Origin of the sequence: Asticcacaulis sp. (genome assembly GCF_051954415.1) — a bacterium.
Lineage (GTDB): Bacteria > Pseudomonadota > Alphaproteobacteria > Caulobacterales > Caulobacteraceae > Asticcacaulis.
On the sequence record NZ_JBQCHT010000018.1, the window covers coordinates 1 to 14,048 of the forward strand.

General features: G+C 56.9%; 9 protein-coding genes and 1 tRNA gene. 6 read left to right on the forward strand and 4 right to left on the reverse strand.

Going from position 1 to position 14,048, the window contains the following annotated elements:
- Nucleotides 1-84: 84 nt before the first annotated feature.
- The gene (locus ACTHND_RS05765; RefSeq protein WP_440176655.1) at nt 85-981 is read right to left on the reverse strand and encodes a S1 family peptidase; all 897 of its coding nucleotides are present in this window, start codon (nt 979-981) and stop codon (nt 85-87) included.
- Nucleotides 982-1,203: 222 nt separating this feature from the next.
- Between ACTHND_RS05765 and ACTHND_RS05770 the strand changes: the two genes are divergently transcribed.
- From ACTHND_RS05770 to ACTHND_RS05780, 3 genes are all read left to right on the forward strand, one after another.
- On the forward strand, nt 1,204-3,348 hold the full coding sequence (locus tag ACTHND_RS05770; RefSeq protein ID WP_440176657.1) for a S9 family peptidase: 2,145 nt from the start codon (nt 1,204-1,206) through the stop codon (nt 3,346-3,348).
- A complete protein-coding gene (locus ACTHND_RS05775) occupies nt 3,345-3,881 on the forward strand; it encodes an N-acetyltransferase family protein (protein WP_440176659.1) in 537 nt (178 codons plus the stop codon). Before ACTHND_RS05770 ends, ACTHND_RS05775 begins: the two co-directional genes overlap by 4 nt.
- 88 nt (nt 3,882-3,969) lie before the next feature.
- Nucleotides 3,970-5,130 (forward strand): carbohydrate porin, encoded by a 1,161-nt coding sequence (locus ACTHND_RS05780; protein ID WP_440176661.1) that lies wholly within the window; start codon nt 3,970-3,972, stop codon nt 5,128-5,130.
- A 350-nt stretch (nt 5,131-5,480) separates the two neighbouring features.
- On the opposite strand, the gene ACTHND_RS05785 is transcribed toward ACTHND_RS05780, so the two are convergent.
- Nucleotides 5,481-5,554, reverse strand: a tRNA-Gln gene (locus tag ACTHND_RS05785).
- A gap of 182 nt (nt 5,555-5,736) precedes the next feature.
- Here ACTHND_RS05785 and ACTHND_RS05790 point away from each other — a divergent pair.
- The 3 genes from ACTHND_RS05790 (at nt 5,737) to sppA (ending at nt 9,039) form a co-directional block, all read left to right on the forward strand.
- Complete coding sequence (locus tag ACTHND_RS05790; RefSeq protein WP_440176663.1) at nt 5,737-6,216, forward strand: MEKHLA domain-containing protein; 480 nt, start codon at nt 5,737-5,739, stop codon at nt 6,214-6,216.
- 19 nt (nt 6,217-6,235) lie between these two features.
- Entirely contained in the window at nt 6,236-7,132 is an 897-nt protein-coding gene (gene trhO, locus ACTHND_RS05795; protein ID WP_440176665.1) for an oxygen-dependent tRNA uridine(34) hydroxylase TrhO, read from the forward strand.
- Nucleotides 7,133-7,254: 122 nt separating this feature from the next.
- Complete coding sequence (sppA, locus tag ACTHND_RS05800) at nt 7,255-9,039, forward strand: signal peptide peptidase SppA (RefSeq protein ID WP_440176667.1); 1,785 nt, start codon at nt 7,255-7,257, stop codon at nt 9,037-9,039.
- Between the two features lie 37 nt (nt 9,040-9,076).
- Here the strand turns inward: sppA and ACTHND_RS05805 are convergent, their stop codons facing one another.
- Both ACTHND_RS05805 and ACTHND_RS05810 read right to left on the reverse strand, forming a co-directional pair.
- Nucleotides 9,077-10,606 (reverse strand): tetratricopeptide repeat-containing sulfotransferase family protein, encoded by a 1,530-nt coding sequence (locus tag ACTHND_RS05805; RefSeq protein WP_440176669.1) that lies wholly within the window; start codon nt 10,604-10,606, stop codon nt 9,077-9,079.
- A 136-nt stretch (nt 10,607-10,742) separates the two neighbouring features.
- Nucleotides 10,743-13,868, reverse strand: coding sequence for a TonB-dependent receptor (locus ACTHND_RS05810; protein ID WP_440176671.1), 3,126 nt, complete (start codon nt 13,866-13,868; stop codon nt 10,743-10,745).
- Nucleotides 13,869-14,048: the final 180 nt, after the last annotated feature.

Genomic DNA, 14,048 nt, shown 5'->3' on the forward strand with positions numbered 1-14,048 from the left:
CTTTGCCCAAGGCTAAAGACCTGCTGGCTGACCGTGGCTATGACGCTGACTGGTTCCGCAAAGCCTAAGCAACGTACAAACCAATTAGTTTGGCGTTACCTGCTCTCCGCCCTCGCCTTGTGACGGTTTGGCCGCCTGACCAACCGTATCGGTCACGCGTCGCGTCATATCCTGCGTATCGGTTGTGGCGCCGCCCGGTGTCCGCATCGGCGCCGGCGCGGCCGGCTTCAGGCTGGCCGACGGATTAAGGCCCGTCCCTTGCGCCTTCAGCATCAGGTTGATGGTTTCGCGCACAAATACCGCATCCGTCACTACGCCCAGTTCCAAACGCTGATTGTCATCCTCGACCTGTTTGATCAGCACCCCGGCAACAAAGGCGTGTCCCTTGTCGCCCTGGGACGTCATGAAGACCGGCCCGCCGGAATTACCCGGCACAGCCGTCAGATCGATCAGGAAGGTGGGATAAGTGGCCGAAGGCGCCACCGGCCATGAAGCCAGGCGGCCAGCGCGCAGGATCGGGAAACCGGCCACATTGGCGGAAAGGCCATGCGGATAGCCAAGAGTCATCATCTCGTCGCCCGCCGCCACGCGCTCATTGACGAAGGTGGCGTCATCGGCCAGCCAGTCGGCCGGAATGGCGGAATCGCGCAAGCCCTCCGGCACATTGACCGGGATGATGGCGATATCCTGCGCCGGATGCTGATACCAGGCCGGTCCATTCACCGTGCGGATGGTCATGGTGGAGGGCACATAGCTCCAGTTTCCCTTGACGCCCTGGACGCGCCAACCGATACGGACATCAGCGGCAGGCATCTTTTCGAAAACGTGGGCGGCAGTGACCAGAACGACTTCGCTCGTGCCGTCGGCCTTCGGAACGGATACCAGAAACCCGGTGCCGACCATGCGCTTGGCCTCGCTGATCGGCTGATCGATCTGGACGGTCGCCTTGATCAGGGCCACGGTCAGGTCAACATCCATCATCACGCTTTCCCCCAAAAAACCTTAAAGCCATTTGACGATATTTCCGGATCGGGTCAATCCTCTACCCCAATCGTGCGCCACGGCGCCGCCTTCTCAATCTGTCAGGTGAATTCAGACCTGAAAAGCCGCCTCAGCCCAGAAGTTTCATTTTGACCGCGCCGGGTCACCGTTTTATGACGCAGGCTGGTTTTGCCGCCACACTCCCGATCAAGGAATATTCCAGTGTCCGCTTCCCCAAAGACAGCCGCCCTCCTGCCCGTCGCACCCACGCCGGTACGCCAGCCGTTCGAGATCACCCAGCTTGGCCACACGCGCGTCGATGATTATCACTGGATGAAGGACGATAACTGGCAGGCCGTGCTGCGCGACCCCGGCCTGATCCGCGCCGATATCAAGTCGGCTTTGGTCGAGGAGAATGCCTATTCCGCCGCCGTTCTGAAGAGCACGAAAGCCCTGCAGGACGAGATTTTCGCCGAGATGAAGGGGCGCATCAAGGAAGACGATGCCAGCGTCCCCTCACCCGATGGCGCTTTCGAATACTATTCGCGCTTCGAGACAGGCGCTCAGCATCCGATTATTGCCCGCCGTCCGCGCACTCAGGCGGCGTTTCCGACTCCGCTTCCTGCCATCGATGGTACCCACACGGCTGAGCAAATCCTGCTCAACGAAGATGAACGCGCGAAAGGCAAGGATTTCTACGAAACCTCGGATGCCCAACACAGCCCGGACCATACCCTCTTTGCCTGGGGCGAGGACACGCAAGGCTCGGAATATTACACCGTCTATGTGAAAGACCTGGCGACCGGCGAAATCCTGCCGGACCCAATCGAAAGCTGTGACGGCGGCTTCACCTTCTCGCCGGATTCCCGATACATCTTCTGGACCTGGCGCGATGAAAACTCCCGCCCGGCCAAGGTCTATCGCCGGCCAGCCAGAGGTGGCGAAGACGTACTGGTCTATGACGAGCCGGACGAAGGGTTCTTCCTGCATGTCGGCACGCTCAGTTCCGACGCCTTCATCAGCATCGGCGGCGGCAACCACGAGACTAACGAAACCTGGCTGATCCCGGCCAAAACGCCCGAAGCTGAGCCCTTTTGCGTCCAGCCGCGCGAAGACGGCATCCAGTACGACATCGATCACTGGGATGACCGCTTCGTCATCCGCACCAATGCCGACGGCGCCATCGATTTCAAGCTGATGGTATCGTTCGCCGAAAAGCCCACGCGCGAGACCTGGACCGATCTGGTGCCGCATCGCCCCGGCATCTACATCACCGGTTCCGGCGTCTATAAGCGCCACATGATCCGCGTCGAGCGCGAGAATGCCAATACCCGCATTGTTATCACGCGCAAGGCCGATATGGCCGAGCATGAGATTTCGGTGGCCGAGGAAGCCTACAGCCTGGGCGCGGCCGGCGGTTATGAATACGATACCGATATCCTGCGCTACAGCTATACCTCCCCCACCACGCCAGCCCAGACCTTCGACTACAATATGGAAACGCGTGAGCAGGTTTTGCGCAAGGTCCAGGTCATTCCCTCGGGCCACAATCCGAAAGACTATGTCGCCCGGAGGCTTTATGCCACAGCAATCGATGGCCAGCAGGTGCCCATCACGGCCCTGATGAAGGCGGATACGCCGCTCGATGGCTCCGCGCCGCTGATGCTCTATGCCTATGGCTCCTACGGGATTCCGATGGACCCAGGCTTTTCGATCCGCTCATTAAGCCTCGTCAATCGCGGCTGGGTCTATGCTATCGCCCATATTCGTGGCGGATCGGAAAAGGGCTATGGCTGGTTTCTGGATGGCCGCAAATACAAGAAAATAAACACCTTCACCGACTTCATCGCCTGCGCCGAAAGCCTTTGCGACGCCGGCTACGGCACGCGCGGGCGGATTGTCGCCTATGGCGGTTCGGCCGGCGGGATGCTTATGGGCGCGGTCACCAATCTGCGCCCCGACCTGTGGGCGGGCGTCATCGGCGCGGTGCCGTTCGTGGATGTGCTCAATACGATGAGCGACATCTCCCTGCCCCTGACCCCGCCGGAATGGCCGGAATGGGGCAATCCGCTGGAGGACGAGGAAGCCTACACCTACATCGCGTCTTACAGCCCTTATGACAATATCGAGGCCAGGCCCTACCCGCCCGTCCTGGCCACCGGCGGCCTAAGCGATACTCGCGTCACCTACTGGGAGCCGATGAAGTGGATCGCCAAATTGCGTGAGAAATCTACCTCGGAGTCGCCCATGCTGCTCAAGATCAATATGGAGGCCGGTCATGGCGGAGCCTCCGGCCGGTTTGAGTTCCTGAAGGAAATCGCCTTCGACTACGCCTTCGCCATCTGGGCTATAGGACGCACAGCATGATCGATATGCGCCCGGCGACGGAAGAGGACTTTATCGCCATCACCGCCATCTATGCCTGGAATGTATTGCACGGCACCGGCACTTTCGCCCTGGAAGCACCGCCCGAAAGGGAAATGCTCGCCGGTTTTCACGCTGTACAGAAACTACGCCTGCCTTATCTGGTGGCGGAGGAGAACGGGAAGGTGCTCGGCTATGCCTATGCCGCGCCCTTTCGCACCCGCCCAGCCTATAAATATGTCGTGGAGGACAGCATTTATCTGGCGCCGGAAGCCACCGGCCGCGGCATCGGCAAGGCGCTGCTGCTGAAACTGATGGAGCTCTGCACCAAACGCGGCCTTTACAGCATGATTGCGGTGATCGGCGATAGCGAAAACCTGGCCTCGATCGGCGTGCATAAGGCGTGCGGTTTTGACTATACCGGCAGCCTGCCCCGCGCCGGTTTCAAATTCGACCGCTGGCTGGATGTCGTGTTTATGACCTGCGACCTGTTGCCCTATACCCCCGATCCGCAAGGGGCCGGCTGGGACGATTAATTGGCCCGATTTCGATAACGGCGTTCACTCAAAAGTAGCCTTTTTGTGGAATAATGCAGGTAAAGTAACAGCTTACCCGTGTGACCTCATGTCCTCCCTGCGTCCTCACCGTCAATCCTCGGCGATCGGTTTTTACGGCTTTATCGCCCTGCTGATCGCGGCCGCCGTCTTTTCCCAGAAAGCCCGCGCCGGCGAGATTGAAACGAGCGCGGCCCTGACCACCGAGGTCGATTCCCTCGTCAAGGGCGGGCTTGACGTCGGCTCCAGCGGATTGAGCAATCTTGACCTGACCGCGCATTGGCAGAATGACAGCGGCTGGGAAGCCTTCGGCTATGTGCTGGGTGATTTCGGAGACGATTTTTCCGCCAACCGGGTCGGCGATGTGCAGGTCACCTCCAATATCGATTGTCCGGATGGCTGGCGCTTGTTTGAAGTCTATGGGAAAAAGACCTTTGGTGACGATAAAGCCTATGTCATGGCCGGCCTGATCAATCTCAATGGCATATTCGACGTGCAGGATAATGCCACGGTCTTTCTGAATGCCTCGCACGGCATCGGTGTCGATTATTCGCAGACCGGTCCCTCCATCTTCCCCACGACCGGACTCGGCCTGGTCGGGCAGTGGCACTTTACCTCCCATCAGACCGTCCGCGCCGGCGTCTTCGACGGCGTGCCGGGTGATCCGTACGACAACAAGAAGTTTGTCTACATCAAGCTGTCGGCCGAGGAAGGCAGTCACTGGGTCGGTGAATATCAGTACGATTTCACCGGCGGCTTCGTGAAACTGGGCGCCTGGAAGAACACAGCCACCCTCGACCGTCTCGATAGCACCGGCACCTCTGATGACAATGGCGGCGCTTATGTGCAGGCCGGCTTTACCATCACAGGCAATGATGACCACGGCCTCAAGGGCTGGGTCCGCGCCGGCCTGGCCAATGACCAACTGATGGCGATTGCCGATTATGTCGGCGGCGGCCTTGTCTATACGGGGCCGATCAGGGGGCACGACAGCGATCAACTGGGCTTTGCCGTCGCCGCCGCAAATTTTGGTGCGCCATATCAGGCATCTACGGGTGAAACCCTCAAGCGCGAGATCACCTATGAACTGACCTACCGCTGGGATATCCGCGACGGCCTGTCCCTCCAGCCCGACCTGCAATATGTGCAGAACCCTTATGGCCGAACGGATATTGACGATGCCGTGATCGTCGGCCTGCGTCTGAAGACGGACCTTATGGCTTGGCGGTGATTATCGGCCACCCTACCTATTTGGTTGCGTAGGCGTCCGGGCCAGGTGAAGGCTGATACTCTTCCGCGTGACTGGCAGGGTATATCACATCCGCACCACCGCGATATATGCCTATGCCGTCATCGATCAGGTAGAAGGCGATAATTGCCAAAACGACTATCAGGACAATCCCCGGCCAGGAAATCGCTGGTGAGTCTGAAGCGCGATATCTGTCACGATCATAATAGCCCATTCTTTCCTCCATACAGAAGCGAATGTCGCTTGATCATCATGACGAAATAAATCGTAAAAAATCACGAAGGCTCAGCGCCTTAATCATAAGAAGATCATAAGCAGGAAATCGGAAAGCGTGGCTGGGGAACTAGGACTCGAACCTAGAATGACGGTACCAAAAACCGGAGTGTTACCATTACACCATTCCCCAGCATATAGCCGGTCCCGCCAGCTAAGCGTGTCGCCGCGAGAGGCGTGGAAATAGCGCAAGGTTTTGCCCAAAGCAATCCCCTGCAACAACTTTTTCGCGGCAAGGTGCCGCTGCCAAAGCTTTATTTGTGGATCATTGGCCAAAATTGTTGTGTTTTATGGCCCTCAGTCATTGATAAGGCCATGCCAGCTTATCTTTTGCCCACAGTTATTGCCTATAACCGACTGATGGCGAACAGCTTTCAGCGCTTTACCGGCGAGTCGATTCTGGGGGCGACCAACGCAGCCATACTGACAGACGCAGAACTGGCCCAGGCGGTGTTTGATGCGCCCCAGGCCATTGTCTCACACGGGACCGAGGCCGATCCCATCTTCCGTTATGCCAATGCCCGGGCGCTCAGGCTGTGGGAAATGGACTGGGAGGCTTTCATCCGCCTGCCCTCGCGTCTGAGCGCCGAAGTGGCCAGCGATATTCAGTCCGACCGTAATGCCTTGCTGAAAGCGGCGCTCGCCAGAGGCTGGGTAGATGACTATACCGGCATACGTATTGCCAGCACTGGCCAGCGCTTTCATATCCGGAACACGACCTTGTGGAATGTGGTCGATAGCCAGGGTGTCCATCATGGCCAGGCTGCGTTTATCCGGGATTGGCGCTTTCTCTGAAATATGATAGGTCCGCGCCATGTTCGAGACCGCTCAACCCCAGCCCCCCGTCGTCATCGCCGCCTTTTATCACTTCTTCGATTTCCCCGATTTCGAAGCCATGCGGATGCAGCTGTATGACCGCCTGAACACCCTGGGCATCAAGGGTTCCCTGCTGATCACCGCCGAAGGTGTCAATTCGACCATGGCCGGCACGCGGGAGGCCATAGACGCATTTCTCGATTATCTGCAAAATGACCTGATCGGTGCACCCGTCACCTGGAAGGAATCCTATGCCGACTATCAACCGTTTGGGAAACTGCGCGTCCGATTGAAGAAGGAAACCATCGGCATCGGCGAACCGGTCTCTATGAAGCGTTTCGGGCAGTATATCGAGCCGAAGGACTGGAATGCCCTGATCACGCGCAACGATGTGGTGATCATCGACACGCGCAATGATTATGAGGTCAATCTCGGCACGTTCGAGAAAGCGCTCGATCCCAATATTCCAAACTTCAAGCACCTCCCTCAGTGGACACGCGACAATGCCGGACTGCTGAAAGGCAAGAAGGTCGCCACCTTTTGCACCGGCGGCATTCGCTGCGAGAAATATACCTCCTGGCTGATCGACCAGGGCATCGAGGACGTCTATCACCTCAAGGGCGGTATCCTGCAATATTTCGAGGACGTGCCGGTCGAGCAATCGCTTTGGCAGGGCGAATGCTTTGTCTTCGACGAACGCATTGCGGTTGACCACAGCCTCCAGCCGTCGCAGACCGCCGCGCTTTGCCTGCATTGCGATCATGCCCTCACCGCCGAAGACCAGCAGCAGCCCAGCTATATCAAGGGTGTATCCTGCCCGCACTGCGAAGGCGATGTCCGTCACGCCCACGACCGCCCGCCGACGCAGAAACGCCCCGGCCGCGTCAAGTTCTGATCTCCGGTGCGGCACGGCCACATTGCGACCTGAACACGCCGCATGACAACCTCTTCATTTGACCTGACCGCATTAACGGCTATGCTGTCTACCGAATATCTATGGGGGGCTTTGGGTTACGCATGAAACAGTTCTTTATAACGCTCGCAGCCGTCGTCGTGGCCCTGCTGATCGTCTTTGTGGCCCTGCCGATCGGCGCGGTGGTCATGATCGCCTCGGCCGCCAAGCCCAAGGTGCCGGAGGCAGTCGTCCTGTCGCTCGACCTGCGCCAGAAGATGACCGACCAGAGCCGCAATACCCCCTTCGCCTTTTTGATGGGCAAGAGCCTCTCGACCATGGATGTGGTCACCACCCTGCACCATGCGGCAGATGATGCGCGCGTCAAGGGCGTCTTTATCCGCCTGCCCGAAGGCGGCATGTCGCCTTCCGCCGCCGAGGAAATCCGCAACGCCATCGTCTATGTCCGCCGCGCCAACAAGCCGGTCATCGCCCACAGCCAGGGCCTTTATCCGGATACCATGGTCGTGGCGTCCTACATGCTTGGCGCCTCTTCCGGCAATCTGTGGATGCAGCCGCATTCGTCCTTCCAGGTCACCGGCATCGCCACCTCGACCATGTTCCTCAAGCGCGCTTTCGACAAGTACGGCGTCAAGGCCGAATACGAACAGCGCTATGAGTTCAAGAACGCGGTCAATCCGTATCTCTACAGTGATTATACCCCGGCACACCGCGAAGCGACGCTGGGCTGGATGAACAGTATCTATCATTCGATGATCAATAATGTCGCCGCCGATCGGCGCGCCGATGCTGGCAAATTGCAAGCCACTCTGGAGGCCGGTCCCTATGGCGCCGAACAGGCGCTTAAGCTTGGCCTGGTTGACCAGCTCGGACAGGTGCAAGATGCTGAGGATGCCGCCATTAAGCGTGCCGGCAAGGGCGCCGAAATCATGGATATCGGCGATTACGAAAGCGCCCTGACGCCGTCCTTCTCCGGCGAGACCATTGCCGTAATTGACGGCGAAGGCGCCATCATGACCGGTCGCGCCGGCAGCGGCGGCGGCTTCAACAGCGAGCCCGGCATGATTTCGGATGAAATCGCTGGCGCCTTCTACAAGGCCGCCAAGGACAAGAGCGTCAAGGCCATCGTCTTCCGCGTCTCCTCGCCGGGCGGTTCCGATACGGCTTCGGAGCAGATCGCGGAGGCCATGCAGGCCGCCAAGGCCGCGGGCAAGCCCGTGGTCGTCTCCATGGGCGAATATGCCGCTTCCGGTGGCTACTGGGTGTCGTCCGGCGCCTCATCCATCGTTGCCAACCCAAGCACCCTCACCGGCTCGATCGGCGTCTTCGGCGGCAAGTTTGCCATCGGCGACGCCCTGGCGCGCTTTGGAGTCGATAACCGCGACATCTCGGTGGGCGGCGATTACAGCCAGGCATTCAGCCAGACACAGGGGTTTTCGCCGACGCAGCGCGCCGCTCTCTCCGGCTGGATCGACGAGATTTATAATGGCTTCGTCACCCATGTCGCCACCGGCCGCAAGCTGCCGGAAGCCACTGTGCGCGATATCGCCAAGGGCCGTGTCTGGACCGGCGAACAGGCGCTTAGCCTGAAGCTGGTGGATAAGCTCGGCGGCTTTTATGATGCCGTCGATGTCGCCAAAGGCCTGGCCAAGATCGACAGCAAGACCGAGGTACGGCTGGTTGACTACGACACCGAACCCGGCCTCTTCGGCGCCACAAAACAGAGCGTCCATATGGGCATGAATGGCCTCGAGGCATTATCCTTCCTCGGTTGGGCGATGAGCGACCCGAAAGCCGAAGCGGTGATGTCCCAGGTCCGTGACGAACGCCTGCGCGAACAAGGCGCCAGCGTCTTGGCCCCGGAAGCCTATCAGGCGACAGTGAGATAAGTAAAAGCCCGCCGATTAAAGTCGGCGGGCTTTTACTTCAGCCGTAGTAAGCTTTTCGGAATTCGTCAGTGAATACTCTATAATCATCAGAAGCTCCAATTCTATTGGTCGAAATAGGTGATCTGACCTGCGCCATACTTGCGGTCGAAACAGCTCGCTTCGATTTATGTGGTTCGAAGATTTGAGGCTCCTCACCAAGGCCTGCGTGACCTAAAATACGCCTTATCCCGTCTTTTGGCTCGGATACCAAGGCTTCATACGACACTGTCATAATACGGTCGGGAAACATTTGCGTCCAGTGTTCGTACAACCGATCTTCAGCGCGGAAAAAGTCTGCGATGTCTTTTGCCGAATACGTCCAGGGCAATGTCCCTAATTGAGAGTACAATCGATATATTGACAAGGCACAGTCTTCAGGCCTTCGCCTCAACCATAGCACCTTCGCTCCGGGCAACGCATGCATGAGGAGCCCCATAAAGCTGCCAAGGTTCAAGGTTTTGTCTACGACATGACCATTCGTTCCAAAACGTTCATCCACCATATGCAGATAGTCTTGGCCTATATCCCCCCAAGGGTCTGCACTCTTTGATCGATTCTGGTAAGCGACGGCATCTTCAAATGTGAAATCACCGGCAACAGCAGATTGCCGCGTTTGCTCGGCGTGTTTATACGCTGTCGCACTATCAAAGGCCGGTTCGCCCGCCGGCATCAAGGCAACGGGCCAAAGGTTCAACTCAGCGCCGTCGCAAACCTGTGAGTGGCTTGTTAGAATTTGCTCAACCAAAGTCGTGCCGGAACGTGGGAACCCCGTAACGAAAATCATCCGGCTGCCATCAGCATCAGATGGCTTCAAAGAGGCAAGATTTTCTTTTTTGTAGCCGTCTATAAGACGCGTAACAAAGTTGTTCCACAACTCCCCATTCGGCGCGCCACCTGCATGACGCATTAAAGCAGCCCCACTGGAATAAGCCCAATTGGCTTTTTCTACATCGCGGGCATCATCATAGGCCTTGCCAAGCGCATAGAATAATTGCGCCCTGACGTCTGCAGGCGCGCGCCCTACCCTGGGCAGGACCGCTTCCATTTGGGCAATATCATGATCGCCGGTTGCAAATTTCTTTGCCACTGACAGCGCCAGCCATTGTACGGGTGCGGGCGAAATCGCAATGGCACGCCGCAAGAAAGTCTCCGCGCCGGCAAAGTCGCCCAATCGGGTAGCCGTCATCGCCCGAAAATGCAACACGGCCGGATGCGACTGGTCCTTTTCCGACAACACGTCCAATTGGCGCAGTGCCTCCTCATGCCGCCCCATGCGTGACAGAGTCATCGCTGTAAAGAACACATAATCCATGTCATGCGGCGCCGTCGCGGTGTAACGGGTGGCCGCTTCCAGGGCCAGGCCAAACTCACCCAGTTGCGTCGCTATATCGGACACCTCACGCCACTCTTTACCTGAAGTGGCACCGACCGCCAGATCGTCACGAATGATGGCCGCCGCACCGCGTCGGTCGAGCGCCTTACGTGCCGCCATTATCAATTGGATACGTGGCTTGGGGTAGGAAGTCATCAGGATGCCTCTCTATTGTGAGCGATACGACGGCTTATACGCGTGATCCACACATAAGAAAAAGCCCGACAAAAAAATAACGGCGGAAGGTCTCCCTCCCGCCGTCGTTTTAGATGAAAGCCCCGAGGCCTTAATCTTAGTAGCTAAGATCGAAGCCGATACGCATATAACGCGAAGAGTTATAGCTGTAGGGCTCCTTGTAGTGCGGATTTGGAGTAAACAGATTGTTCCCAGTCGGAGAAGTTGGGTCGCCGAAATCAGGATTAAATGTTCCCATATCAGAAGTCATATCACGCGACGTGACTTCCTTGTCGTTAAACAGATTGAAGATGTCGGCACGCAGAACCAGTTTACCGCCCATGACGACCGTATTTGGCACCGTGTAGGAAACATGCAGATCAATGGTCTTCGTCCAATCCGTCTTGGCCCCCTTGCCCATCGGAGTCGGGATAGAGGTCGGGCCACCGCTTGCCGGATAGCAGAAGTGCGACACCGCTTGGTAACCCGAAGCTGTGTTGGTGGGATCAGGATAGGTGCCCAGGCAAGACAGATAACCCGGCGAGATAACCTGGAGATTGGCACCGATCAATAGATCAGGCGTAATGGCATAAGAGCCCCACAGCTTGAAAGCATGATCACGGCTGTTCGGCAGATAACCGGTCGCGTTTTCCTGCAGGCCTGGATAATCGTACAGCAGGGTGGAGCCGGCGTCCTCCTGGGATGTACCATCACCAACTGTCAGAACAGTACCCTCATAGTTGCCGTAGGACTTGGACCAGGTGTAGGATCCTTGCAGACCCCATTTACCATCGAAAGCCCGCTTGAAGTCAAAAGTGACGGCGTCATAATCACGCTTCGGCGTTTCAAAGCCGAGGTTCGTGAATTTCAGTTGCGTCGTACCGTCCGGCAGAGTGTGGAAGGTATTAATCGTTACCGAATCGCCCGGATTCCAGACGTGATATTCGTTAGCATACTGACAGGCACCATCAGCGAGTTGAGCGGCCGTTGCATGGGCAGAACAGTATTCATTGATTTGCGGGGCAAAATCAGTGTCTTCCGAAACGCGATCCAGCGAACGGTGAACATAGGTCAGACCCAAGGTCCACATATCGTTAGCGCGATAGGTCGAACCAAGCGTCACTTCCGTTTCACGGGTGGCCTTCAGACCGACTGCCGCTTTTTGAGCTGCCGGCTCTTGGGTGCCATTACCAAATACGGTACAGAAGTTACCGCCATTGATAAGACCAACCGGCGCACTTTCGACATCGCTGTCCGGACATGGCGAGTCACCATAAATAGCGCCGTTAGGCGTACCCATATCAATAGGCAAACCAGTTGTTGGATCATAGGTATAGCCACCAGCCGGCATATCATAGCCTTCGGCGAAGTAGAGATCCTTGCCGCGGAAACCCAGGTTCATCGCAGGCGGGATGAAGGTCTGGCCGTAAGACGCCGTAAAGCGCCATGCCGAATCTTCGCTCGGACGCCAGCTAATACCGAGGCGCGGGGCCAGATTGCCGGTTAGGTTGAGGAACTGTTCACCTGAAAGGTTAAACTCCTTGAAATCATCATTACGCAAACCGATTTGCAGGTTCAGAGTGGACGTAACATCCCAAGAATCCTGGATATAATATGATGTTGCCTGACCGGAAACGTGTCCACCCAGACGCTCATAGATGATATAGCCGTAGCTGTAATCAGGCAGCAGGTAATAACGGATCGGCTGAGCACCCGGCAACTGGGTACGCTTATCCATGCTCACGTCCTCGTGGTCGAAGCCAAGGCGAACGTGATGGCGACCGAGGCCCTCAAAGCGGATATCCGCATCACCGCGATAGAACTTGCGTTCCCAATCATCGATCGTTGAAGCCGCGCTGTAAGGCTGAAGCTTTGAAATGCGATCAAAACGGCCAGTGCTGGAATTATAGGAAATAGCGTAGGGCTGGCTTGGGTCAGCTGACGTAAAGTCATTGCTATCCTTTGTATCGCCGTAAGCCGCGGAAATCGTCAGCCAATCGGTAATATTGCCGGTATACTTAGCTACCCAGCTCGGACCGCCTGTCTTTTGAATGGCTTCCCCCAGAACGTCTCCGATAGCTCCATCGGAGCCATCCGACTTAGAACCCGTATAACTGTAACGAGTCTGTTTTTCCGTCGTAGTCGTGTCGAAATAGGTCAATTCAAGATGCTGACCTGGGGTAATGTACCAGTCAGCCTTTAGGCCATAAAACGGATCACTGCTCTTGTCCTGCTCCCAGGTATGAGATGAAGTGCTGGCGAAGGACGACTTATTGTCGTTGATCTGAACTAGGCCGTAAAGGAATAGCTTGTCCTTGATCAGGGCGCCACCGGATTCAACCGAGATCGAATTCAGGTCGTCCTTACGATACTTGATCGGGCTGGTCGTGTCCTCGGTCGCAAAACGGTTGCTGCGCAGGGCGTCCGGCGCAAAATTGCCGTGAACGGCGAACATGAAATCGTTGGTACCCGACTTTGTCGTCGCGTTAACTACGCCGCCGGTCGCACGGCCAAATTCAGCCGGATAACCTGAGGTCTGGACGTCAATGGTCTTGTAGAAATCAAAAGGTACTTCTGCACCACCAACGAAGGTGTCGGGGTTGGTAACGTTCAAGCCGTTGATGTAGAAGGCGTTTTCAGCCGCCGAACCACCGCCGATGGAAGGCTCACCAAACGCCGTCGAATTCACGGTCGTCGGCGCCAAAAGCGTGACAGCCTGGACACTACGGCCAATGGCTTGTTGCGATGTCAGTGTCGTCAGATCAACGGAAAGGCCATTGGTCGTCTTGTTGAAATCCTGACGGACGCGTTTACCTTTAACTGTGATGACAGTGCTCACATCGGCACCGGTCGTGTTCAAAGCGTAGGTGTAGGTAACCTGCTGTGAAACAACTACCGAAGCGGTGCCCTCATAGGTATCGAAGCCGTTCGCCGACACCGTGACATCATATTCACCGGGAGCAAGCCCAGTAGCCGTAGCCGTACCACTGGCGCTAGTGGTCAGGGTTTTCGTGATACCTTGCGCTTGCGACTTCAAAATGACAGTCGCGCCGGGAACAGGATTTCCACTTGCATCATCAATCGAAATAACCACAGCACCCGAGGTGTAGTCCTGGGCTTGAGCAGTGGCTGGAAGCATTGTGGCGACGGTCGCTACCAGGGCGCCGGCGGCCATTGTCGACAACGCCGCACCGCAGATCGTCGTCGTGGCCAGAAGGCCAGATCGCAAAGATAATTTTTTCACTTGTTTCTCCGGGTTACATGAGGGTGTAGGCGCACCCACCGCAGTTTCCAGCATTACACGCTGTTAATGAAGTTAAAGCCCCCTGTCGCAAATCCGTCAATCGCGCGACATATTTTTGTCGATATCAATTGCAACCTGTTTCAATAAAGTCACACGCGAAACATTACCTTAGGGAAACTA

What these genes read in the sequence shown, in the direction of transcription:
- ACTHND_RS05765 (WP_440176655.1), bottom strand. Translation starts at nt 981, where the DNA reads ATGATGGATGTTGACCTGACCGTGGCCCTGATCAAGGCGACCGTCCAG.
- ACTHND_RS05775 (WP_440176659.1), top strand. Translation starts at nt 3,345, where the DNA reads ATGATCGATATGCGCCCGGCGACGGAAGAGGACTTTATCGCCATCACC.
- ACTHND_RS05780 (WP_440176661.1), top strand. Translation starts at nt 3,970, where the DNA reads ATGTCCTCCCTGCGTCCTCACCGTCAATCCTCGGCGATCGGTTTTTAC.
- ACTHND_RS05790 (WP_440176663.1), top strand. Translation starts at nt 5,737, where the DNA reads ATGCCAGCTTATCTTTTGCCCACAGTTATTGCCTATAACCGACTGATG.
- trhO (WP_440176665.1), top strand. Translation starts at nt 6,236, where the DNA reads ATGTTCGAGACCGCTCAACCCCAGCCCCCCGTCGTCATCGCCGCCTTT.
- sppA (WP_440176667.1), top strand. Translation starts at nt 7,255, where the DNA reads ATGAAACAGTTCTTTATAACGCTCGCAGCCGTCGTCGTGGCCCTGCTG.
- ACTHND_RS05805 (WP_440176669.1), bottom strand. Translation starts at nt 10,606, where the DNA reads ATGACTTCCTACCCCAAGCCACGTATCCAATTGATAATGGCGGCACGT.